The following is a 20,924-nucleotide window of genomic DNA, read 5'->3' as shown; positions in this document are numbered from 1 at the left end:
GCCGTTGGCGACGCCGTCGCGCCTACCGCCTGATATTTCTCCCGCGCATTCTCGCCGCGTCTCGCGATGGCGGCAGGCCGAACTGCCGGGCATATTCGCGACTGAACTGCGTCGGGCTTTCATAACCCACGCCGAATGCGACGGACGTGGCATTGCCTTCGCCGGCGATCAGAAGGGATCGCGCGTGTAGCAGGCGCACATGCTTCTGGTATTGCAGCGGGCTGAGAGCCGTCACCGCCTTGAAGTGGCGGTGGAACGCAGAAACGCTAAGTGCCGCCATCTCCGCCAGGGCCTCGACGCGCAGCGGCTTGGCGAAGTTTGCCCTGATCCACTGGATGGCGATGCCGATCCGCGAAAGAGCGGTATCGGGGGTGGCGATATCCCGCAGCATCCAGCCCAGCGGCCCCTGCAGCACCCGGAAGAGGATTTCGCGCTCATAGGCGGGTGCCAGCGCTGCGATCTCGTTCGGGTGCTCCATCAGGCGCAGCATGCGCAGCCAGGCATCGAGCAGTTGGGGCGTGACAGGCGCGACCGAGAAACCGGGGCTGTAGAGCTCACCTCCGGCAGGTTTGGGCAGGTCCGCCAGCAGATTGGCGACGATCGCCGGCTCCAGCGTCAGGCTGATTGCGAGATAGGGATCTCCGTCATCAGACGCATGCACGGAACCGACCGCCGGCAGATCGACGGACATGACGAAATACGTCGCGGGATCATAGCGAAACGTCCGGTCGCCGACCGTCATGGTCTTCGAACCGGCCAGGATCAGATTGATCATGGGATCGTAGACGGCAGCAAGCTGATGTTCCGGGATTTCTCCCTGCACCATAGCGACCCGTGGAATACCTGTCTCGGTGCGGCGGTTCTCCGCCCGTGACGCCAGTTGCCTGAGCTCCTGAAGCTGTGTGTCCATGCCTTTTGTTGTTTCATAGGGGCGCCGCACATTCAACGAGAAAGCAGAATCAGGCAAGATTCGAAGAGGATCGTGCGAGCGACGGCGTGGACTTACCGGCTATCGTTCAGGTATCCGATCAAAGGAGCACCACATGAGCATCGTCATCATCACCGGCGGCAGTCGCGGCCTCGGCGCCAGCATCGCGGTCCAATGCGCCAGGCGCGGCATGGGCGTCATTCTTACCTACAACAGCAACGGCCGAGCAGCCGAGAAGGTTGTCAGCACGGTCGAAGCCGATGGCGGCAAGGCAGTCGCTCTCGAGCTGGACGTCAGCGACAGTGCGGCGTTCCCCGGGTTTCGCGATGCAGTCGGCGAGGCTCTGGCAAAGACATGGAACGCCCGGACCTTTGATTTCCTCGTCAACAATGCGGGGTACGGGCTCTACAACCCGATCGCGACAGTGACGGAAGAAGAGTTCGACGGGCTGTTCCGCGTGCATCTCAAGGGGCCGTTCTTCCTCACGCAGGCACTGCTTCCCCTGATGGCCGACAGCGGTCACATCGTGAACGTGACGAGCGCAACCAGCCGTGTCGCGACCGCCGGTGTCGCGCCATACGCCTCCTTCAAGGGCGGCCTCGACGTGCTGACCCGCTATATGGCCAAGGAATTCGGCGGGCGCCGCATCCGCGCGAACTCCATCGCACCGGGACCGATCCGCACCGAACTTGGCGGAGGACTCAGCGAAGCATTCGAGGTGCTGCTCGCCGGGCAGACGGCGCTCGGGCGCGTCGGCGAACCGGACGATGTCGGCTGCATGGTCGCCAGCCTGCTGTCGGACGAGAACCGCTGGATCAACGCCCAGAACATCGAAATCAGCGGCGGCTACATCATCTGAGGAGGTTCACATGCTCGATCATATCTTCCTCACCGTAAGCGACACTGCTCGTTCGGTCGCCTTTTACGAAAAGGTGCTCCCGATCCTCGGGATCACCGCCCGACACGACTATGACGGCAAGGACGGTCCGGCGGGGCACCCCGACCTCAAGGGATTCGGCGCGAAGGGCCGGGTGTTCTTCTGGCTGCGGGAAGGCACGGCAGCACCGGGCGCGGTGCATGTCGGTTTCGTCGCCGAATCCGAGGCGATGGTGAATGCCGCCCATGCCGAAGCTCTGGCGGCCGGCGCAGCCGAGATCCATCCGCCGGGACCGCAGCTTCACTACGATCCCCGCTACTACGCGGCGCAGGTCAGGGATCCGGACGGCTACAGTCTCGAATTCGTCTTCAAGAGCTGGCAGCACGGGAGTTGATGCGATGACCACGAACACCGTGCGCGCAGTGGTCGATGCGCTGATCGCCGCAACCAATGCCTTCGATGCGGCCGCGGCACTGAGCTGGTTTACGCCGGATGCGGTGATGAACGATCCGTCGACCGGCCACCGGTTCGACGGCCATGCCGGCATCCGCGACTACGTCGAGCGATACTTCATCGGCTATCACACGGTCACGCGTTTCCTTTCGATCGAGAGTATCAGCGAAACCCGAGCGCGCGCGAGAGTCGATTTCACCGGCGACTTCGGTCACGAGATCGGCCTTCTCGACATCTCGGTCAACGCCGATGGACTCATCACGCGCATCGACGCCGATCTCGAATAATCACAGAAGAAACATCCCCATGAACACTCTCATGATCTATGGAGCCGCCGGCTATACCGGCGGCATGTCAGCGGAGCATGCTGCATCTGCCGGACTTAACCTCGTTCTTGCAGGTCGCGAGCAAGACCGGGTGAGACTTGAAGCTCTGGCGGGTCGTCTCGGCGCCGGTGTCAGGCTATTTTCGATCAACGATCCCGATGCGATCGCGGCCAGCCTCGAGGGCGTCTCCGTTCTGCTCAACGCCGCCGGTCCCTTCGCGAACACGGCCGAGCCTCTCATGTCTGCCGCCATCCGCGCCGGGGTCCATTATCTCGATTTTTCGGCCGAACTCGACACATACCGCGAGGCATTGGCGCTCGATGCCCGCGCTCGCGCAGCCGGCGTCATGCTTCTGCCGGGGAGCGGTGGAAGCGTCGCGATGCTGGGTAGTCTTGCCGGGCATGTCGTCGCGCGCATCAAGAACCCTCGAAAGATCAGCATCGCGCTTCATGTAGCGGGGGCGATGTCGAGAGGGTCGGCGACCAGCGCGAGCCAGAATCTCGTGACGGAGACACTTCATCTCGTCGCTGGCGAACTCGTCACGCGCAGCCCGGAAGAGGTGCGCGACTTCGACTTCGGCAGCGGGCCGCAATCCTCGTTCCCGGCAACGCTGCCTGATCTTGTGACGATTCACCAGGCAACCGGCGTGCGAGACATCGAAACCTTCGTTCATGTCACCGCTGGCGCGTTCCCGACGGGAGACGTCAAGGATCTGCCTGCCGGCCCCAGCTTCGAAGAGCGTGAAGCGAACCGCTATCATGCGGCCGTCGAAGTGACCGACGCGGACGGAACGGTGACACGTTCGGTGCTCGATACGGTGAACGGCTACACCTTCACGTCTATGGCCGCCGCGGAAGCTGCGCGGCGTGTGCTCGGCGGTGAGGTTCGGCCCGGCTTTCAGACGCCTGCGGGACTGCTCGGTTATGACTTTGCCGAAACGATCGCCAATACGCGGATCACGGACAAATAGGAGAAACAACATGACGATCGACCGCATCGAGATGCCGGTGAGCGACCCCGACATGGCCCGGCGGTTCGGTGAGGCGGCACTCGCGCCGTTCGGCGTGGAGTGCCTTCTATCGGTTCCGCGGAATAGCCGGCGAAGCGGGTCATCCTCCGGAAAGAGGTCGATTTCGGTCGTGTCGCCATCTGCTCGACGCTAACATGAACCCTTGAAACAGGGAGGCGAATATGATCCGCGACCTGCTGGATTACCTCAAACGCCTGTCCTCGTCGGGCATCATATCCGAGAGGCCTGCGCCGACTACGGAGCGACCTTGACGGGAGGCAGATCGGAAGACCCCAACTCCTGCATATGGCTGTCGCGGATGGCGCCCAATCCCTGGAGCAGAGCCTTGGCGCCGTCTTCGCCGTAGCCCCGGCGGCTGATGGCGTAGAGTGCGACCCCTTCGGCGCCTTCCAGGGGTACATAGCGGTAGGCATTCCACTCGACGATGATGGGGTTGGCCTGGAGATCGCTCAGCACGAAGTCGAGCAGAACCTCGCCGGTCTGCTCATTCTGGAGGATACTGAAATTGGCGACCTTGTCGGTCTGCTGGCGCTGCTGGATCATTTTGACCTGTGCGCCGGCGCTGTCGATCGGCCGTACATTGCCGAGCAGCGCTTCGACAAGGAACATTTCGGTATAGGTGTTTCCCGTCTGTCCGGCCGGCAGATATTCCTGCTTGAAGTAGGTCGTCGACGGCTGCGACGACCAGGAGAGCACGAATGCCTTGTCGTCGAATGTAATGGGTCCGGGAATGCCGAGGCGGTCGGGTGCGGTTGCCGACTGGGCCATTGCCGGCAGGGCGAGCATCGCCATCACGGTGGCAACGGCGAGCGATCTGATAAGGGTAGCCATAATCGTTCCTTTCACGGTGAGGCAGTCCGGAGTGGACCCTTCTTCATCATCTAGGACGCTTTTGTCTCAGACAAGCTTGGTCGACGCCTGTGAAAATGCATTCCTTCCCGGACGCGGAACATATCGGGCGCCTGGCCGGGCAAGAAGAAAAAAGCAAATGCTGGCGCGCAGGCCAGTCCCCGACTGAAATTCAGCGGGCCGAACTTCGCCTCTCTTCCCGGATAGCCGAGCCGTGACGATCTCCGGCGAGCGGTCTTCCTCGGCAGGACAGGACAGGCGGCTATGGCGCGCCGCCGAGGCGCCTTTCTGCTTCCGCACGGTCGGGGGCGTTTTCGGCGATTGCCGTCATCTCGCTGGAGAACGCGTAGCCGGCGCCGCTTCTGGCGAACACCTTCCAGCCTTCGTCCTCTCCGAGACGGAAACGGATCAGCAGCAATTGCGGGGCTTCCGAGCCGGGCTGGTAGGTAAAGGCATCCGTGATCGCGCCCGTCACGCCTGCATCCTTCCTGGTGATCTCCAGTTGTCGCTGGAGATTGCCCTCCAGGAGATAGATCGCCACCGTGTCCGGCGTGTTGATCACCCCGAGTTCGAAATCCCCGAAGCTGTAGCGTTCGAGGACAGGCTGGGATTGCGGGTCGACGGTCCGCGGCATCGGCACGGGCGCTGGGCGTATCCCCATGCGCGTACCGGGCTGGGCGGATTGCTCGTCGGCAATGTCGGGCGCTCTCTGCCGTGATACGGTCGTCGGCGCTTCGGCCGTCGATGGCAGCGGCGATCGCAGCATAGGCATGGCGACGATCACCCCGATGGCCACGGCGCATGCGCCTGCCGCGACGGGCACGAGGCGATTGGCATGGTCTCTCAGCCACAGGCGAAGGCGCGCCCATGCGCCGGGCCGGTTTTCCGGACCGGGACGAGCGATATATTGCGCGAAAGCCTCCGTACTGCGGCGCACCGTATCCTCCATCTTCCGGGGATCCGGCTCCGGGACGGGAATACTGGACAGCATCTCGAATGGATTCTGTTCCGCACGGCTCATAGCAGGTCTCTCAAAGATTTACGTGCCTTGTGAATATGCCAGGAAACGGTAACCTCCTTGCATTGCATGATCCTGGCGGCCTCTGCATGGCTCAGGTGTTCACCATATACCAGAAGCACGGCATCACGTTGCTTTTCAGGCAGTTCGCGCACCCTGCGCCATATATCCTCCACCCGCATACGGTTTTCCTGATCCGGCTCCATTTTTTCGGGAGCGATCAGAGCGACCCTTGAAGCCATTTGCCGGCGGCGCTGCTGGCTGCGCTGGAAATCGCGAACCGCGTTCAAGGTGACGCGATAGAGCCAGCTCGTGAAACTGGCCCGGCCGTCGAAGCCGGGCAGGATCGTGGCGAGCCGCATGCAGACCGACTGCGTGACATCCTCGGCGTCGCTCCGGTGTCCAAGCCAGCGAAACGCCGTTTTCAGGATGAACGGGTAATGCAAGGCGACCAGCCGCTCGAACGCGGCGACATCGCCTGCCTTTGCAAGCCTGACGAATGTGTCCGTCTCCTGCGGTGGCGCGATCGTCCCGCTCCTCGCCGAACCGCCATCGACCGGATGCCTCGTACCGGTAATGCCCACCCCCATCTCCCTGAATTATATCACTCCCTGTTGAAGTCTAGACAATGAGCATCACTTCATCAAGCATGCCGTCTTCGAGGAATGGCCGGCTTAGAGATTGTCCAGTCCCGAGGCGATATCGATGAGCCGGATGAACTCGGCGCGCCTTCCGCTCTCGTCGGCGCCACGGCCGGCAACGGCGAGATTGCGGATATCGGCCCAATCCATCCCGGCGAGATAGCTGGAATTCCGGAGCTTTTGTCCGAAGGCTGCGACGGCAACGGCAAAGCGGGTGTCTTCATTCGCGTCATCGAGCGGTGCGGATTGCGCCTCGGCGAGGATCGGCGTCTCGATCAGTTCGCTGACATCGCCGTCGGGCGCCTTGTAGCGGATTTTCAGGAAGCCGTACTCATCGATGTTTCCGCTTGCGGCCGTCACGGGATGCTCATAGCGCAAGGGATCGTTCGCTCCATCGGCGCCTTTCGGGGTGATCTCGTAGATGGCGGTGACGCTGTGGCCCGCGCCGATGTCGCCCGCATCCACCGCATCGTTGTTGAAATCCTCACGATCGAGCAGGCGCGTTTCATAGCCGATCAGCCTGTATTCCGACACGGTGGCGGGATTGAAATCCACCTGCACCTTGACGTCCCTGGCGACGGTCATCAGGGTTCCGCCCATCTCTTCCACCAGAACCTTGCGCGCTTCGGAATAGCTGTCGATATAACTGGCATTGCCATTTCCGGCCTGCGCCAGCGCCTGCATCACCCGATCGTTGTAATTGCCGCGTCCAAAGCCGAGCACCGACAGGGATATGCCTTCGCCACGCTTCTGTTCGATCAGCCGTTCGAGCGCTTCGGGTTCGGAAATGCCGACGTTGAAATCCCCATCGGTCGCCAGCAGCACACGATTGATGCCGTCCTTCCTGAAGTCCTGTCCGGCCAGGCGGTACGCGCTTTCTATCCCTTTGGAACCGGCGGTGGACCCGCCCGGCTCGAGCGCTTCGAGCGCCGCCAGGATTTTTGCCTTCTGGCTCCCGGGTGTCGGCTCGAGGGCGATCCCCGCCGATCCGGCGTAGGTGACGATGGAAATGGTGTCATCCGCCCGCATTGCATTCACCAGCAGGGCGAAGGCACGCTTCAGGAGCGGCAGCTTGTCGGGCGTGTTCATCGAGCCCGACGTATCGATCAGCAGCACCAGATTGGCAGGCGGCAGTGTCTCCGTATGCAAACGCGGGCTTTTGATCCCGATATGGACAAGCCGGTTCCCGGATTTCCAGGGAGAGTGCGTAACCGTCACCGTCGAGGCAAACGGTGCGTCTGCCTGATCCGGCGCCCCGTAGTCGTAATCGAAGTAGTTGATAAGCTCCTCCACGCGAATTGCGTCGGGTTCGGGACGTTCTCCCATCTCCAGCAATCGGCGCGTAAAGGCATAGGATGTGGTGTCCACGTCGATCGAGAACGTGGATACCGGGTCTTCGGCGACGATCTGCACCTTGTTCGCATCGAAGCCGGGAAACCGGTCTTTGGAAGCGGGGACCAGGTGCGGTGCATGACCACGATCCCGGATGAGGGAAAGCTCCGCGGGGCGTGCAAGGGCCGGCATCTCCTGCCGGTCTGTGAAGGCCGGCTCTCCAGCGGGATTTCTCAACAGGAAGGCACCTGCCGCTATCGCTGCGAATACGGCAAGGGCCGTTCCCAAAAGAAAATGTCTTGGCATCTTCGAAATTCCCGTTCTCTTCAGGATGGTTGTTCCTAAGACGAGACGGGCTTTCGCTTCCTTGGCGGTTTTTTTTCAAATCTCCCGGCGGGTGTCCCCAGCGCGGGTTTTGGTGCGCGCTTCGTCGCTCCCCCTCGCCGAAGGCCTTGACGACCGGGAGCACGCCTTCAGGCTACCAGATATCGCGTTCGATCAGCACCTGCGGGTTGTCCTTGCCGTCATAGCTCGCATCGACGGCGAAATGCATGATCTGGAATCGTCCATCCCGGAAGCCCCAGCGGGTCAGGGAATAGGCATCGGCGAGGCCACGCCACTTGTTGTATTCCTCCATAGTCCGGCTGTCGGGATCGTATCGGGCGTTCACGACCTGTCGGCTGTCCACCGTCCCTGTAATCGTTATGCCTTCCACGGCCGCTTCCGGGTCGCCGCCAGCATAGCGGACCTCGACCACCGGAGAGGGAAAAAACACCGGCGAGGCCACGCCGTATTGGTCGACAAGGACATAGACAAAGCTCCGGTTATAGGCCCCTTCGCTGCACAGGAACTGCACTAGCAATGCATCGCGCGCCGCGCCATCCTCGCCGAACCAGAGCGGATAGGCGATCCGGGCGTCGCCGGCAGCAGCCATTTCCTCCTCCGGTGTGCAGTCTTCCGGCAGGCTCTCGCGATGGAGGGCTTGGGCCTTCTCGATCGCCCCGGCCTGCCAGCCGTCGACCTGGGCCTGCGCGCCGCCCGTGATCGGGACCGCCCAACAGGACAGGACAGCGGCGATGCCCGCCGGCGTGATCGGCCTCATGTCGCCCCCGTTTCAGCACGATAGCGCTCGAGCATGTCACTCAGCGGGGTATGGAGCAGATCGCCCCCAAGCCGGGGCGGCGGCCCGTAGCCGAACGAAAACGCAAAGCGCCCATCCCTTTCGATCTGGAGATCGCAGATCGTCCAGCGTTCCTTGTTCCCCTTCCCCATAGCTTGGGCCAGTTCGACGAATTTCTCCTTGTTCGCCAGGCGAAGCCGGAAGCTCAGCTTTTCCAGCGACCCACCCGGCTTTTGCGCGATGACGATCGCCTGGTTGCTGATGCGCTGGCCTCCATCGATGAGCAGTTCGAGGTTGACGCCGATCCTGAGCCAGTCCCGATCCTCCCACTCCCCGTCATGAAGATCGCTCACGTCTGCGGCGACCGCCTTGACGAGCGCCGCCTGCAATTGGTCGATCGCCGGAGGTTTCGGCTGACCGCGCAAGGATCTCAATATCGAACCAAACATTACGGCTTCTCCTTTCGGGTGTCCCCACCCGTTCTGCGCCGTCCGGGACCTTCCAGCAGCATGAGGCCGATGGAAATTGCCCATGACGGTCTCCATGCAGGTCGGAATGTGAAACCAAGAGTCTCACTGGACGACCCGGGTTCGCAATCCGACAATGGGACGTCATGGTAATCGCTATCCTTGGTGGCGTTGACATTTTTTTCGGGGACCGCAGCCAAGCCTTGCCGTTTCCCGGACGTCCCACACTCGAACGCAACCCGAACTGACGGCCCAGCAATGATCGATCCAAACTTGCGCGCCGCCCTGCAGCCGCTGGCCTTTCCCGCAGCGGCAGCCGGCGTTCTCATCGTGGTGGCATGGATGTTCTTTTCGATGGCTGGACAGGTGCGCATCCCCTACGATCCCGAAGCCCTGTTCACCCGGTCCGTCTATGTCGACCGGATCGAAAACCATCGCGAACGGGTCCCGCATAAATCGCAACGGCCGGGATATTTACTTCGACCGGCCAGATCCCTTCTGGCCGATGCCTATCCGGGCGTCTCCTTCAGGCTGAGCGGGCCCGCCGTTTCCATTTCCGTGCCGGTGGAGACCGATCTGGACCTGACCCTGACCCGCGATCCGGTTGAAGCCAGCCGCATGCATCGCGCGAATCCCGGTTCCACATTCGTCATCGACGTGGTCGGGGTTCGCCACAATGGCAGCGTGCTCGCCGAGCCCGTCGCGGAATACGAGCGTCTGATCACCCGCAAGACACGCTACGGCAATCTCGGCAGCGCGGCCCTGCTGCTGGCGCTTGTCCCGGCCGGCATTCTCGTCCTGCGTATTCGCAGGCTTGTCGCGGCCCTCTGAGCGCGTGCAAAATCTTCGGGGGAATTTTTTCGCATGCGGCCAAGGTCGGCGCACCTCCGGGCGTCTGGTATGAAAACAGGAAAGGAGAACCCCATGCGTCTTGCCCTCTTCGCTGCTGCTCTGTTGATGACCACCGGCGCCCCATCCCATGCTCAGGACAGCACCGCCACCTTGCGCGAGGCGCTTGGCCGGCTTCCCGAGATTGTCCTCACCAATCCCGTTGCGGATCAGGCCTATTTCGTCGACATGGCGGCGCTCTGGCAGCTGAACCCTTCCGCATCGCCTGCCGAGACCTTGAACCGGCTCAACTTCGGACGCTTCGTCGCGCCGGTCAATGTCATGGCCAACGCGCTGCCGGGCTTTCCCGAGGAGTGGAAGGAAAAGGCCGGCATCGATGCAAGGGAGATCAGGTACTTTGCCGGTTTCGGGCAATCGCATTTCGCGGTCAGCTATTGGGGCCTCGCCGATGAAGCGGCCACAGGCGAGATGATGACCGGGCTCTCCGGCCTTGGTTTCGTTTCCGCTGGCGATGGCGTGCTGGGCAATGGCAAGCCGAACGCCATCGACCCCTCCGCGATCGATCCGCGCAATCCCTGGCGGGGTGCCGTCGGCCAGGCCAGTTTCGTCGCCCGGCAGGGCAGCGTCCTGATCCAGGCGCCGGCGCCCGAGGCGATGGCCAATCTGCTTTTGGGGGAAGGCGATGCCGGCGCCGCCGGCAACATCGTCGTGGCAACGGCACTCGACGGCATCGACGGTGCCTTGACGGACGGCACGCTGATCCAGGCCATGCTGATCTCGCCCGTCCTGGGAATGGCCTCCATCGATCCGGGCACGATGCTGGTCCCCGACGCGCAGAACATCGATGATATGCGCGCGGCGATCGAGGCGCAGATGAAAACCGCACAAAAGGGTATTCCGCCCTATCTGGGCGGCATTCTGGTTGATGCGCAAACAGGCGACGCACCTGCATTGGTGGTGTCGCTCGCCTATCAAGACTGCGCCACCGCCGATACGGCGATCACGCAGATCGAGGCGCGGTGGAACCAGACCATGCAGGAGCAGAACCCGGTGGAAATCTCGGGGAGGTCGGTCGAGAGCGGCAGCGGGTTGTGCGCCGCGACCGTCACCTTTATCGACGCCGCTCCCGACCCGTCTTCCCCGGTTCTGGCGCGCCGCGTCCTGGACGCTGTCATGCGCCGGGAATTCACGGTGCTGCAGATCGGTCAAACGCAATGATGCGCCTGTGGGTGGCAGCGCCTCTCCTTGGGGCCGGCCTTGCCGTCACCCCCTTATGGGCCCAGGACGCCGGCATCCCCTTGTCCACCTGCCTCCATGAGGCACAGGGGGTGACGGTCGAGATGCTCGATTGTCTCGATGCCGAACATGTCCGGCTCGACGATATCCTGAACCAGGTGTGGTCCGAAGCAATGTCGGAACTGGAAGACGACATGGCCGATGCGCTCCAGTCATCGCAACGCGACTGGCTGGCCTATCGCGACAGCACCTGCAACACCGAGGCCGCATTTCAAGGCGGCGGCAGCTTTTCGGGAGTCGCCGTCCTCGATTGCCGGGTCCGGCTGGTCGGCGAACGCATAGACTGGCTCAAGGGCCTGCTGGACTTGCCATCCTCCACCTCCCGGACCGTCCAGTAATTTCAAGGAGGCCCAGTGACGGCGCTGAGAGCATTTCCGCTTTTCCTCGCATCGCGAAAACGCTCTATCTCTTTGTTTTCACGCAATTCCGGACGCAAAATCGGTTCCCGCTTTTGCCTGCAACTGCCCTAGTCGAGCAGCCGATCCCGTCCGAGGATGAACAGGGTGTGGCGCATCCAGAGATCCGCCGTTTCGGCGCCGGCCAGTGCCGCCATCTGCTCGTGGCCCTTTTCCAACTCGGAGAGTTCTTCACTGGAGAGCTGATGGAAAATGGCGCGTGAGAGCGTGTGCTCGCGAAAATCGCGATAAGTGCCGGAAAAACCGGTTCCGGTCATGGCGGCGTCGATCATGATGTCGGCATGAAGAGGATCGCATTGGCTGGCGATGCGATCGCGTTCGGCATCGAGGGCGCGGATCAGCACACCCTCGGCATCGACATATTCGGCTTCGTCCACGCTCGCAGGCAGATCGGGCGGGCTGGCCGGGCAATCGCCTGAAGGCACAAGGCCATCGCGGGGCTGGCCGGGCACCACCAGCCCGTCGTAAAGCGGCTGGAGATGGGCCGGATCGAGTTCGGTATTGGCCGTCACGCATGAGACCAGGGTGAAGCCCCGGGGCGAGGGGATGACGCTGACGACGAATGCTCCGCCGGCATCGATCTTGCCCAGAAAGTGATGGGCGGCGGAACCGTTATGCGTGAAATGCGCGCTGTCTTCGATCGGACCGGGCGCCACGACCTTCTCGCGCATCATCTCAAAATGATTGGTCGAGAGAAAAAGCGCGTTCAGCTCTCCCTGGGTGAAGTCGCCATAGGTGGCGTCATAATGAAAGACGATCTCGCAAAGGTTCGCAGCCGGTTTGGCGGTCGGCAGATCGGCGTCGGTCGTCTTGACGCCGATAAGGCGTGAACTGGCAGCCGGATCAATGCTTTGGAGGGTTGCGCTGAACCCGGCGGGAACAACGAGCGTCAATCCATGATCGGGCTCAATCACGATCTCGGCCCGCGCGCCCGTGGCCATCGCGGCAATCGCGACGGCGATCAGCATAGGTTTCATCGCCTCTCTCCCTTTTCTGATTTGATTGAAAGCGCGACGCGTTCGCCGTCGTCGATCCGATGACGACATGCCTTCGATTCAACGTCCACCGACGCCGCCGCCGCCGCCTCCCCCGCCGGCGTGGCCATTTGTCATGCCACTGGTTTCCCCCGGCGCGCTTGAGGCGGGATCTCCAACCCCTATGCACAGGGCAAGGGCTACCGCAATTGACGTGCAAAGCTTACGCATCATCTTCTCCTTCTTCTTCTCGGGTTAGAGCGTAGGACGATTTCAACAATCTGGACCTTGGCAGGATGTTCGCCAGAGTCCGGGTGCCGCATCCGCAACGCTTGGCCGCAGCCTCCTTGTGCGGGCTGGCCCCGATGAGCCGACAGCCCGGATGATGGGCCGGACGCGCTTTCGTCGCAGACGGCAAGCCTGGCGATCCGGTCGCAGGCTTCCTGCGTGCCTGGGTCATCCATCCTCGACAGAGCCGTAGTCGACTTGTCCTGTCCTGCCAAGGAAGACGCGCCGGGAACCGTCCTACAGGCAGAACCGACAGGAGGGAACATGCTGAGGACACCAGGCATCATCGTCTTGCTGGGAATGCTGGGAATGGTTGGCGCGACCACCGCGTCTCTTGCCGCCGACCAGGCGATTTTGATGCGCATCGGCAACACGGGCATCCTGTGTGTCAGGGAGCCTTGTCCCCGCAAGGGCATCATCGAAGTCCATGAAGACGGCCGGTCTCACCCTTCCCTGCCGCTGTGGTCGGGCACGCAACTGCCGGCCTTGTCCGGCTCGGCCGCGCACAGGCATCTCATCGAGCAGGCATGGCAGAGGCCGGACGGGTCGATCCTCGCCTATGGATACTTCGAGGGCGACCGGCTTGTGATCGTCGGCCTTGCCGACGGTCAGGGCGAATAGGGAGAAAACGTCATGTGGGAAAAACTGTTCGGTGGAAAGAAGAATAGCGGCGCCACGGCCGGAAACCCGCCGCCCGCCTCCGCGGCGCCCGCCGAAATAAAGGCCTGCCAGACCGAACTCGCGCGGGCCGTGGCCGCGAGCATCACGGATCTCTACGACGGTGAATGGGAGGATCGCGACTGGCTGCGGATCGTCGTCAATCACGAGGCGCTGTGGGATCAACCGCAAACTCGCACCAGCAGCCTGAATTTCACCATTGCCAGACGTCCCGGCGAAGCACTGGAAAAAATGGGGTTCCGGCTTTCACCCGCGGCTCGTGAAGGCTTCCAGCGGCTGGCCGCGCTCATGCAGGCCCAAGGCGGAAGCTGGTGGACGGTCTGCGACCTCGTGATCGAGCGCGACGGCCGCTTCGACTTCACCTTTTCCTACGGCCAGCCCTACCGGATCGACGGCAACCTGAACGATCAGCGGTTCAGGGACTATCTCGAAAGATACCGCGCCGAAACGGGAAACTGATCAGGCTGCCGTCCTATTCCTCCTTGGCCTTGCGGGTCCAGTAGACCGCGCCATCTATGATCACATCGTCAGGATCGCTTTTCTCGGCGCTCCCGAAGACGGCGAAGAAGCGGCGCTCCTCGCCTTCGGGATGGGAGAGGACAAGCGCGTAATCCTCGAAGCGGTAGGTCGAGGTGACGCTGTTGTCGCGATCGCTGGTGACGATCATGTAGCTGGTGGCGAAATTGCCGGCGACGAAGCCGCCGCGCGCATGGGTGACGGTTCCGTCGGGACGGAACACGAAGGACCGGTCACGCCGGATGCCGCCCATGCCGACATTGAGGAAATAGTAGCTGTGGTCGAGACGCGTCTCCGCAGGCAGGGATACGAGTTGCTGCGCCTTCGAAAGATCGATTTCGTCTCCGTCCTGCGACAGCGTGACCTTTCCCGTCCAGCCTTTCGACCATGTCATCCAGCGCCCCGGTTCACGCTCTTTCGACGTTGCCACATCGAGGTCCGTGAAGGGGAAGCTCCACGCATGTCGATAGGCCGTCCCGTCCCTCAGCAGGACGTAAACGTCCTCCTCGCGATGGGTGTAGCCGTTGCCGAAACCGTCCAGACGGTTCTCGAAATCCGCCACATAGAGAACGCGATCGATATCCTTCATGGCCATGCCCTTGCCGGGGCCGGCATAGACCTCGTCGGCTTCCGGCGGCCTGTGCACGAGGCCGGCCTCATCATCCGTTCCAGCGATGGTCTCCCCGGTTTCCTCCAGAGTGAAGAGCAGACAATCGCGAAGGTTTATCCGGGCATTTTCTCCATCGACCACGCTGCGCGGCTGGCCGACGACGACCATCTTCTGCCCGCGCGCATTCTTCATGCGCGCCTCTTGCGCCTCGTCGCGGAAGCTGCGGCAGGACAGGGAGAAGCGGGATTGCTTCGCTCCGCGCCACTCGCGCAATTCGTCGTCGGAGACCACGCGGCCGTATCCCGCGACGGTTCCTTGCCTTGCGAGGTGGTCTTCCAGCCGGGCTTCACGGGCCTTGCGCAGATCGCGATCCTTGAGCGCGCCCTCATGGGAGCCGACGACGGCCATCTCCGCTTCGGCCAGAACCGACAGATGCGCCAGCCCCACAAGCTTCGCCGTCACCTCCGGCGTGTCCGGCTGCGGCCTCGCCATGTCCAGATCGAAGTCACGCGCCATTCGCCGCAACGTCCGTACGACCGGCCTGATCGCGTATTTCTCGTCGGCCAGAAAGGCGGCGAGGTCTCCGCAATGCGTCGAATCCTCATCGAGCGCCTGCCCGATCTGCGTGCGCGCACGGGCCAGATTGTCTTCTATCTCCTTTCGCAACCCATCGCTCCTGCGCTCGAGCGCGGCCATGACCGCATCGTAGTCGGCGATATCGTTGCGTTGGGTCCAACTCGCCAGCGCATCGCGCCGGGCGCTTTCGCCGGCAGGGTCCCGCTCGTCGCAAAGCGTCTTGAGCGTACGCGCCGTCACCACCCGGCTGGCCGTCTCCGACAGCGCAGCGTTGAATTCCGCCTCGGTCGCGGCGCGTGCCTCAGCGGCTATGAGCGCCAACGAAAAAGCGAGGGCCAGAGCAAGGCCCGCTCGCCGCCGCTTTCTTCCGGACATCATCATATCGCTCGTCCTTTCAGTGGTTTCCCCTGCAATGACAGACGCTGACGAAACTCTCAAACTTGGTGGCCACTTGCAATTTCCTTTAAAAAAAGTCGCAAATGGCAAAGGTCGTTACAGTTCCAGACGTCGAAATATCATCAAGGGTCAGGGCGACGGTTACAAGATGTGCCGTTGTTGCGAACATCGCGAACACGGGTGGAGAAGCAGATCAGCAATGACGTCATACAGATTGGGAATAGTTTCGCTCACGGTTTTTGCCCTGTTCTCGTTCATCGAGAGCGGCATGGCATATGACATGAACACTCTGGACCGGCATCTGGATACCCAGCGGTGGAACCGGCTGCAGGACCATCAGAACAGCCAGAGAATGAAACCTGCGCCACGAAAGAATACCCCGACAAACCGCAAAGCGTCGAGGCCGGCTTGCTCCGCCGACTCCATGCCCCCTGCCGAGCGCCGGAGGATGGAAGCACAGGCCATGCGGATCATGCAGCGGGAAGGGCGGGCGGCGGCGGTTGCCTACGCCCGCAAACAGGGCATGGCCTACCACCAGAAGCTCAAGAAGCAGGGTATCTGCCCTTGATCATTCATGATCTGAAGGCCTCGGATGGCCGAGACAGGCCTGTTAATGCGGGAATATGAAATGCCTCATTTGAAGAAACCTCTCATCGCCATCATTCTTGCGATCATCCCCTTCTTTGTCTTTCTCGGGTCACAGGATACGGTCCGGGTCAACGGCGTCGTGACGGCGGATAACCGCTTCAACATCCTCGGCGTCGTTCTGGGCCTGGTTGCCGTCGGCATGGCTTTTTCAATCCTGAAGCCTTCGGCATCCGGCACCGCGGCGCGAAAGGCGCTCGGGGCATTGGCTGGTCTGCTGGGCGTCATTCAGGTTGTTGCCGCTTTCGATGTGGTGCGGATGGACCCCTGGGACTGGCTGCTGCCCGACCGGAACCTGCCCGAACTCACGTACACGCGGCTCGGGCCGGATGCGCGGCCCCAGATCCTCGTTAGACCCGATACTGCCGAAGGCTATTCCGGGGCGCTGCGCAGGAACAAAGTCCTCATGATCATTTATACGCGGTCCCACATGGACTATGCCGACCTGTGCCACGGGGGGCGTTACCGGGTGGATACGCAGGAGGCGCTCGGCATTCCCGATTTCCTTCCGAAGGAAGAGCAGGACGCGATCGTCGCGGAGACCGAACGCCGCCGATCCGATCCGCCGTCCGAATGCGGCCCAAGACAGACAGCGCGGCAGATGGGCTCCCTCGTGGACGAGATCAACCGGGATCTCGACGCATCTGTATTCCTGAAGGAGGAGTACCTGAAGCGCGCGCAGGCGCAATGATCCGGCCGAAAGGCGAATGAGCATGATGGAGAACCGACCATGCCAATCAAACCCGCAGCCTTGCTGAGCATCATGGCGATGGCGCTCGCCGCCTTCCCTGCCCGTGCGGACTGGGAAACGACACGATGGGGCATGTCGCCCGACGAGGCGCTGTCGGCCCTGGCGAACGCGAAGGCGCATACGCCCGCGCAGAGCGAACTCTACGAGGAAGGGGATGCGACCTATGCGCCGCTCGTCAAGACCGATTACCGGCTGGCCGGCGTCGCGACGACGGCCTCCCTGCTCTTCGACACCGATGACCGGCTGGTTTTTGTCCTGATCAACCCCGTTTCGGCGGATGACTGCAAGGCGTTGCACGACCATCTGGTGCAGGAACATGGCCCCGGAACCAGCATGAGTGCCGGCATCATCACAATCACCGACTGGACCGGCGGGACCGACGACATCAAGCTGACGGCGTTTGAGAATGGCGAATTGTGCAACCTCTCCTACCGGGCCCGGTAAGACAAGCCCATGATTGCCCTCTTCGCGACCCGCCGCCGAAACCCTATTGCGCGTCAGGCAATGCGGGGATTGGCCGTCATTGCCGTGATGGCGTTCGCCAGCGGTTGCAGGGCCGGGCGCGAAGAGGCGGGGCAAGCGGCCATGAAACTGGCCGAAGCGATCTATCCGGGTCAGCTCGAGCTCTACGACACCCATCTGCAAAAGGGCTACTATGACGTCACGCTCGCTGTCAAAGACGATCCCGTCACCCGCATCCGTTTCGCGATGGACCGCAACCCCGCCGATTGCACGCTCGGAACGCCTTGTGAGGAACGGCTGCGAAGGGCCTATGACAACGGCATCGCCTTGGGGCAGGAAATCAAGGCGCTCGATACGACCTTCCGAAACTGCGGCATTCCCGTTCTTGCCGTACACTGGTACGGCGGCACGTCCGGTCTTGTCCCGATCATCGAGCAACGCCTGACCAACGAAAACCAGCACAAGGTGGTCGACGCGCTCGCCGCCTGCGTCACGACCTTCCGGGCGGCGTATCGCGACACGGCATGGTGGGACCAGCGTTCCGCCATCAGGATCATCATCAGCAGCAACGATAAAGGGCGGAAAGCGCAAGCACCCGATCCCCTGAACTTCGAGGCCTCCGTTCCCGGTTTCTTGCAAAGCGCCCCGGCCTATTCCGTCACTTTTTCCCTGGATAGGCCCGACGTCGAGGCCGGCGCATTGCGATTTCTGCCGTTCTACCCGCTCAACGACGAACTCAGAAAAGCCATAGGGAAGGAAGCCGAGAGCTTTCTGCGAAAACAGCCTGACGATGTGATTCTGGAAACCTTTGTCATGCTTTGGGAGACCGAGCTCGACCCGGAGCGGGTGGATGTGATCCGCACCTATGTGCTGGCATGCACGCATGCCACGCGCGACGGAAAGCGTTGCCGAAGGGGCGACGTCGCCCTTCGGGTGCAATATGATCTGGAAAACGAACAGGTGACGGACATTCAACGGATGCCGCTCGCCAGGGATCATCACGGCTCTGCCATTTTTGCGCCTCTCCCGCGTCGGACCGATCCGCCGGCTCCCTGACGGCGCGATCGTCACGCCCGCGCTCGTCATGTGAAGCTGCCATCGACCTCACCGGCGCAGACGCGCGGTGTGGTCGAAACGGGATTTATGAGCGGGCGAAACGCATCAGCAGTAATGAGGTACTTGTTCTTCTCACAATCTAAAGACAGCAGAATGATTGAGGAGGAACCAGAATGGTCCGGCTGGCAATGGCTGAAAGGATCAGCGTACGAGAAGAAGCAGGGGCCTGCTCGCGCCGAAGTAGCTCATAGTTGTCTAAAACGCCTAGTCCGCCCACAATCCAAAATGGTTTCCCCGTAGAAAGGCATCAGGAAACCGATAATAATTGCCCTTACAATAGACGGGTGATTCGAAGATGGCGTTTTCTATAGGGCTTCGCGTATATCAGGTTACAGTTCATAAAGAGAACGACCGTACCCCGCTTTTATTGACGGGGGATGGTTCCGCCACAGATGCCCATAAGTTTCTATCTGATTTTGTGGGCGAAAACGTCAATGCCAACGATCATGAAGACCTGCAAAGAAGTTGGTTTTTTGAGAAAAAATCAGAATCTTCTGTCAATAACATTTATGGGTATCTGAGGTACGGCACTTACGGCTTCGAGAGCGATCTAATCGACAGAAAAACAAAAAAGAGTAATTATAAAAGAAAAGTGGGGGACCTTGAAGAAATCCCATTATATTTTCATTTTTGGACCCCGGCAAAGCAAGATTTTGCATTAGCAGCATTTCAATCTTTTCAAGCCCGCTCTTGCGTTCAGGTGGTCATAGGAGCAGCATGTGCTACCTATGCGAAAAAACATAAAGGATATAAACTTTTCTTTCGAAAGCTGATGCCGGGCGATGTGAAATCCAGCGCCCTGTACTCTGCACCAGTCAAACAGTTGACCTTGGTGAAAAAACAAATTCCGCAGAACAAAGAAGACCGATATCTATTCGACTTCAAGCCAGAAGAAGTTGAGTTTGAAATTTCGTTCAAAGCCAAGAGAAGACGTACCCTTGGCTCATTAGCGTCACTTTTAGATAGATCTAGCAGCAATGCCGCGCAAGCTCTTCGCTTTGATGGCATACAGTTCGATCAAGCGAAAGCTGAAGTAACTGTAGGCAATAAACGTCGCACTGTAGGCGTGCTCGGTTATAGCAACGATGCAGGCGTCATTGAGCTGTCGGAAAGCGTGCAATACGGGACTGACGGCCATCCATCATTTGCCTCAATCAAATACGAAACTGAGCAGATATTGAAGGATTTCCACTCAACGCTGTCCAAGCCGAAAAAATGAAGGCTAACATTTTCCATATACTGAAAGCACACTTGGCCACACTAAAGGTGGACGGTGAAACTCGTTATCATCGACCCGACATCTTGCTATTTTTCATCTTACCGCTCTTGATGGCTGTCATCGCGTCGGCATTGGGAGCATCAATAGACAGAGATACCTTTAACGTTTCAATTTCCGTTTTTGCCATTTTCTCTGCGCTGCTTCTTAATGTTCAAATTGCCCTGTTTGGTATTTCGCAACGAGAATGGAAATACGAGGGTGACGAGCTGTCAGATGACTTAAAAAAGAAAAAACTCGAAGAACGGCGTGAACTTCTAGGTGAGCTCAACACCAATATTTCATACTTGATTGTCGTGTCTTGCCTAGCTGTAACAGCTTTCCTTATTTTCTATGTTATGAAGCAAACCAGCAGCATAGAAACACTAATTTCCATATGGCTGTATGCGCACTTTTTTCTGACCCTGCTGATGGTGATTAAACGAGCGCACGCACTCTTTCAGAAAGAATATGAAATCACCTGATACCCAGAACGGTATCCAAGCGCATCCGGCGCCGGAACACCCACCCAGCGCTAGCACCTCAACACATTGATCTTACCGAATAAAAATGGTGCCCGGAGGCGGATTTGAACCACCGACACGCGGATTTTCAATCCGCTGCTCTACCAACTGAGCTATCCGGGCATCCGGCTCTTCGAGCCTGTGCTTTCGCTTTGGAAGCACGAGGGGGTTGGTTTCCCCCGGAAGCGAGCGGGGTTATAGCATCTTGCTCACGCATGGCAAGCGGCAAAACGTACTTTTTTGGCCGCTTGGCGAAATTTGCCGTTTCCTGTGGAAAAACAAGCCGTTCGACAGGAAGGCATGGGCAGCGCGGTCAGGCGTTGCCGTCCTCGGGATCGGCACTGCTTTCGTCGTCGGCCACGGGAATGGCGTAGGAGCCGTTCAGCCAGCGCGAAAGGTCGAGGGTACGGCAGCGGTCGGAGCAGAACGGATAGTGGTCCCGCGCGGAAGGCTTGCCGCATTCGGGACACGGCCTTGCCTTGCGCAGCGGTGCGACCTTGCCGGAAACGCGTGTCGTCTTTTCAGCCATCG

At 60.7% G+C, this 20,924-nt stretch carries 26 protein-coding genes and 1 tRNA gene; 16 read left to right on the top strand and 11 right to left on the bottom strand.

Annotated elements, in window-relative coordinates:
* Window positions 1-22: 22 nt before the first annotated feature.
* Window positions 23-910, bottom strand: a complete 888-nt coding sequence (locus tag NOF55_RS02950) for an AraC family transcriptional regulator (protein WP_306410183.1) — start codon at window positions 908-910, stop codon at window positions 23-25.
* 133 nt (window positions 911-1,043) lie between these two features.
* Between NOF55_RS02950 and NOF55_RS02945 the strand changes: the two genes are divergently transcribed.
* Genes NOF55_RS02945 through NOF55_RS02925 form a run of 5 tightly spaced genes read left to right on the top strand, consistent with a single transcriptional unit; the run spans window position 1,044 to window position 3,747 of the window.
* A complete protein-coding gene (locus NOF55_RS02945; RefSeq protein ID WP_306409811.1) occupies window positions 1,044-1,787 on the top strand; it encodes an SDR family NAD(P)-dependent oxidoreductase in 744 nt (247 codons plus the stop codon).
* Between the two features lie 10 nt (window positions 1,788-1,797).
* On the top strand, window positions 1,798-2,199 hold the full coding sequence (locus NOF55_RS02940) for a VOC family protein (protein ID WP_306409810.1): 402 nt from the start codon (window positions 1,798-1,800) through the stop codon (window positions 2,197-2,199).
* Between the two features lie 4 nt (window positions 2,200-2,203).
* Complete coding sequence (locus NOF55_RS02935; RefSeq protein ID WP_306409809.1) at window positions 2,204-2,545, top strand: nuclear transport factor 2 family protein; 342 nt, start codon at window positions 2,204-2,206, stop codon at window positions 2,543-2,545.
* Between the two features lie 19 nt (window positions 2,546-2,564).
* Complete coding sequence (locus tag NOF55_RS02930) at window positions 2,565-3,554, top strand: saccharopine dehydrogenase NADP-binding domain-containing protein (protein WP_306409808.1); 990 nt, start codon at window positions 2,565-2,567, stop codon at window positions 3,552-3,554.
* A gap of 10 nt (window positions 3,555-3,564) precedes the next feature.
* Window positions 3,565-3,747: a hypothetical protein gene (locus tag NOF55_RS02925; protein WP_306409807.1), complete on the top strand. Its 183-nt coding sequence runs from the start codon at window positions 3,565-3,567 to the stop codon at window positions 3,745-3,747.
* Window positions 3,748-3,848: 101 nt separating this feature from the next.
* Here the strand turns inward: NOF55_RS02925 and NOF55_RS02920 are convergent, their stop codons facing one another.
* The 6 genes from NOF55_RS02920 to NOF55_RS02895 all read right to left on the bottom strand — a co-directional run bounded on the left by NOF55_RS02920 (window position 3,849) and on the right by NOF55_RS02895 (window position 9,023).
* Complete coding sequence (locus NOF55_RS02920; RefSeq protein ID WP_306409806.1) at window positions 3,849-4,445, bottom strand: HI_0983 family protein; 597 nt, start codon at window positions 4,443-4,445, stop codon at window positions 3,849-3,851.
* Window positions 4,446-4,725: 280 nt separating this feature from the next.
* Window positions 4,726-5,400, bottom strand: coding sequence for a hypothetical protein (locus tag NOF55_RS02915; RefSeq protein WP_306409805.1), 675 nt, complete (start codon window positions 5,398-5,400; stop codon window positions 4,726-4,728).
* Between the two features lie 80 nt (window positions 5,401-5,480).
* Window positions 5,481-6,008, bottom strand: a complete 528-nt coding sequence (locus NOF55_RS02910; RefSeq protein ID WP_370868924.1) for an RNA polymerase sigma factor — start codon at window positions 6,006-6,008, stop codon at window positions 5,481-5,483.
* A gap of 147 nt (window positions 6,009-6,155) precedes the next feature.
* Window positions 6,156-7,646 carry a vWA domain-containing protein gene (locus NOF55_RS02905; RefSeq protein WP_306410182.1) on the bottom strand — a complete coding sequence of 497 codons (1,491 nt, stop codon included), beginning with the start codon at window positions 7,644-7,646 and terminating at the stop codon, window positions 6,156-6,158.
* Window positions 7,647-7,932: 286 nt separating this feature from the next.
* Complete coding sequence (locus tag NOF55_RS02900) at window positions 7,933-8,556, bottom strand: DUF1176 domain-containing protein (RefSeq protein WP_306409803.1); 624 nt, start codon at window positions 8,554-8,556, stop codon at window positions 7,933-7,935.
* Window positions 8,553-9,023, bottom strand: coding sequence for a hypothetical protein (locus tag NOF55_RS02895; RefSeq protein WP_306409802.1), 471 nt, complete (start codon window positions 9,021-9,023; stop codon window positions 8,553-8,555). Before NOF55_RS02895 ends, NOF55_RS02900 begins: the two co-directional genes overlap by 4 nt.
* A gap of 276 nt (window positions 9,024-9,299) precedes the next feature.
* On the opposite strand from NOF55_RS02895, the gene NOF55_RS02890 reads away from it, so the two are divergent.
* The 3 genes from NOF55_RS02890 (at window position 9,300) to NOF55_RS02880 (ending at window position 11,524) form a co-directional block, all read left to right on the top strand.
* Window positions 9,300-9,872: a hypothetical protein gene (locus NOF55_RS02890; protein ID WP_306409801.1), complete on the top strand. Its 573-nt coding sequence runs from the start codon at window positions 9,300-9,302 to the stop codon at window positions 9,870-9,872.
* Window positions 9,873-9,965: 93 nt separating this feature from the next.
* Entirely contained in the window at window positions 9,966-11,108 is a 1,143-nt protein-coding gene (locus tag NOF55_RS02885; RefSeq protein ID WP_306409800.1) for a hypothetical protein, read from the top strand.
* A gap of 11 nt (window positions 11,109-11,119) precedes the next feature.
* Window positions 11,120-11,524 (top strand): lysozyme inhibitor LprI family protein, encoded by a 405-nt coding sequence (locus NOF55_RS02880; protein ID WP_306409799.1) that lies wholly within the window; start codon window positions 11,120-11,122, stop codon window positions 11,522-11,524.
* A gap of 128 nt (window positions 11,525-11,652) precedes the next feature.
* Here the strand turns inward: NOF55_RS02880 and NOF55_RS02875 are convergent, their stop codons facing one another.
* Window positions 11,653-12,648 (bottom strand): hypothetical protein, encoded by a 996-nt coding sequence (locus NOF55_RS02875; protein WP_306409798.1) that lies wholly within the window; start codon window positions 12,646-12,648, stop codon window positions 11,653-11,655.
* Window positions 12,649-13,128: 480 nt separating this feature from the next.
* Here NOF55_RS02875 and NOF55_RS02870 point away from each other — a divergent pair, with 480 nt between their 5' ends.
* Window positions 13,129-13,485 (top strand): hypothetical protein, encoded by a 357-nt coding sequence (locus NOF55_RS02870; protein WP_306409797.1) that lies wholly within the window; start codon window positions 13,129-13,131, stop codon window positions 13,483-13,485.
* Window positions 13,486-13,497: 12 nt separating this feature from the next.
* A complete protein-coding gene (locus NOF55_RS02865; RefSeq protein ID WP_306409796.1) occupies window positions 13,498-14,001 on the top strand; it encodes a hypothetical protein in 504 nt (167 codons plus the stop codon).
* A gap of 13 nt (window positions 14,002-14,014) precedes the next feature.
* Here the strand turns inward: NOF55_RS02865 and NOF55_RS02860 are convergent, their stop codons facing one another.
* Window positions 14,015-15,484, bottom strand: a complete 1,470-nt coding sequence (locus NOF55_RS02860) for a hypothetical protein (protein ID WP_306409795.1) — start codon at window positions 15,482-15,484, stop codon at window positions 14,015-14,017.
* Here NOF55_RS02860 and NOF55_RS02855 point away from each other — a divergent pair.
* The 6 genes from NOF55_RS02855 to NOF55_RS02830 all read left to right on the top strand — a co-directional run bounded on the left by NOF55_RS02855 (window position 15,465) and on the right by NOF55_RS02830 (window position 20,354).
* Complete coding sequence (locus NOF55_RS02855; RefSeq protein ID WP_306409794.1) at window positions 15,465-16,208, top strand: hypothetical protein; 744 nt, start codon at window positions 15,465-15,467, stop codon at window positions 16,206-16,208. The two genes, NOF55_RS02860 and NOF55_RS02855, sit on opposite strands and share 20 nt — an antisense overlap.
* Window positions 16,209-16,232: 24 nt before the next feature.
* Window positions 16,233-16,976: a hypothetical protein gene (locus NOF55_RS02850; protein WP_306409793.1), complete on the top strand. Its 744-nt coding sequence runs from the start codon at window positions 16,233-16,235 to the stop codon at window positions 16,974-16,976.
* Window positions 16,977-17,015: 39 nt separating this feature from the next.
* Complete coding sequence (locus tag NOF55_RS02845) at window positions 17,016-17,480, top strand: hypothetical protein (RefSeq protein WP_306409792.1); 465 nt, start codon at window positions 17,016-17,018, stop codon at window positions 17,478-17,480.
* 9 nt (window positions 17,481-17,489) lie between these two features.
* On the top strand, window positions 17,490-18,554 hold the full coding sequence (locus NOF55_RS02840; protein ID WP_306409791.1) for a hypothetical protein: 1,065 nt from the start codon (window positions 17,490-17,492) through the stop codon (window positions 18,552-18,554).
* Window positions 18,555-18,909: 355 nt separating this feature from the next.
* Window positions 18,910-19,833, top strand: a complete 924-nt coding sequence (locus NOF55_RS02835) for a hypothetical protein (RefSeq protein WP_306409790.1) — start codon at window positions 18,910-18,912, stop codon at window positions 19,831-19,833.
* A gap of 32 nt (window positions 19,834-19,865) precedes the next feature.
* Window positions 19,866-20,354: a hypothetical protein gene (locus NOF55_RS02830; protein ID WP_306409789.1), complete on the top strand. Its 489-nt coding sequence runs from the start codon at window positions 19,866-19,868 to the stop codon at window positions 20,352-20,354.
* An 86-nt stretch (window positions 20,355-20,440) separates the two neighbouring features.
* On the opposite strand, the gene NOF55_RS02825 is transcribed toward NOF55_RS02830, so the two are convergent.
* Together NOF55_RS02825 and yacG are read right to left on the bottom strand one after the other, a co-directional pair.
* Window positions 20,441-20,516, bottom strand: a tRNA-Phe gene (locus NOF55_RS02825).
* Window positions 20,517-20,706: 190 nt separating this feature from the next.
* Complete coding sequence (gene yacG, locus NOF55_RS02820; RefSeq protein WP_306409788.1) at window positions 20,707-20,922, bottom strand: DNA gyrase inhibitor YacG; 216 nt, start codon at window positions 20,920-20,922, stop codon at window positions 20,707-20,709.
* Between the last annotated feature and the right edge of the window lie 2 nt (window positions 20,923-20,924).

Origin of the sequence: Ectorhizobium quercum (assembly GCF_026552795.1) — a bacterium.
Lineage (GTDB): Bacteria > Pseudomonadota > Alphaproteobacteria > Rhizobiales > Rhizobiaceae > Ectorhizobium > Ectorhizobium quercum.
Note: the sequence above shows the minus strand (reverse complement) of the source record. Positions and strands in the feature narration are given on the sequence as shown.

Bases quoted from the DNA above. Each gene is read 5' to 3' on its own strand.
- NOF55_RS02925 (WP_306409807.1), top strand. From the start codon at position 3,565: ATGACGATCGACCGCATCGAGATGCCGGTGAGCGACCCCGACATGGCC.
- NOF55_RS02920 (WP_306409806.1), bottom strand. From the start codon at position 4,445: ATGGCTACCCTTATCAGATCGCTCGCCGTTGCCACCGTGATGGCGATG.
- NOF55_RS02840 (WP_306409791.1), top strand. From the start codon at position 17,490: ATGATTGCCCTCTTCGCGACCCGCCGCCGAAACCCTATTGCGCGTCAG.
- NOF55_RS02950 (WP_306410183.1), bottom strand. From the start codon at position 910: ATGGACACACAGCTTCAGGAGCTCAGGCAACTGGCGTCACGGGCGGAG.
- NOF55_RS02900 (WP_306409803.1), bottom strand. From the start codon at position 8,556: ATGAGGCCGATCACGCCGGCGGGCATCGCCGCTGTCCTGTCCTGTTGG.
- NOF55_RS02935 (WP_306409809.1), top strand. From the start codon at position 2,204: ATGACCACGAACACCGTGCGCGCAGTGGTCGATGCGCTGATCGCCGCA.
- NOF55_RS02890 (WP_306409801.1), top strand. From the start codon at position 9,300: ATGATCGATCCAAACTTGCGCGCCGCCCTGCAGCCGCTGGCCTTTCCC.
- NOF55_RS02835 (WP_306409790.1), top strand. From the start codon at position 18,910: ATGGCGTTTTCTATAGGGCTTCGCGTATATCAGGTTACAGTTCATAAA.
- NOF55_RS02845 (WP_306409792.1), top strand. From the start codon at position 17,016: ATGCCAATCAAACCCGCAGCCTTGCTGAGCATCATGGCGATGGCGCTC.
- NOF55_RS02945 (WP_306409811.1), top strand. From the start codon at position 1,044: ATGAGCATCGTCATCATCACCGGCGGCAGTCGCGGCCTCGGCGCCAGC.
- NOF55_RS02905 (WP_306410182.1), bottom strand. From the start codon at position 7,646: ATGCCGGCCCTTGCACGCCCCGCGGAGCTTTCCCTCATCCGGGATCGT.
- NOF55_RS02870 (WP_306409797.1), top strand. From the start codon at position 13,129: ATGCTGAGGACACCAGGCATCATCGTCTTGCTGGGAATGCTGGGAATG.
- NOF55_RS02885 (WP_306409800.1), top strand. From the start codon at position 9,966: ATGCGTCTTGCCCTCTTCGCTGCTGCTCTGTTGATGACCACCGGCGCC.
- NOF55_RS02865 (WP_306409796.1), top strand. From the start codon at position 13,498: ATGTGGGAAAAACTGTTCGGTGGAAAGAAGAATAGCGGCGCCACGGCC.
- NOF55_RS02850 (WP_306409793.1), top strand. From the start codon at position 16,233: ATGGCCGAGACAGGCCTGTTAATGCGGGAATATGAAATGCCTCATTTG.
- NOF55_RS02930 (WP_306409808.1), top strand. From the start codon at position 2,565: ATGAACACTCTCATGATCTATGGAGCCGCCGGCTATACCGGCGGCATG.
- yacG (WP_306409788.1), bottom strand. From the start codon at position 20,922: ATGGCTGAAAAGACGACACGCGTTTCCGGCAAGGTCGCACCGCTGCGC.
- NOF55_RS02875 (WP_306409798.1), bottom strand. From the start codon at position 12,648: ATGTCGTCATCGGATCGACGACGGCGAACGCGTCGCGCTTTCAATCAA.
- NOF55_RS02895 (WP_306409802.1), bottom strand. From the start codon at position 9,023: ATGTTTGGTTCGATATTGAGATCCTTGCGCGGTCAGCCGAAACCTCCG.
- NOF55_RS02940 (WP_306409810.1), top strand. From the start codon at position 1,798: ATGCTCGATCATATCTTCCTCACCGTAAGCGACACTGCTCGTTCGGTC.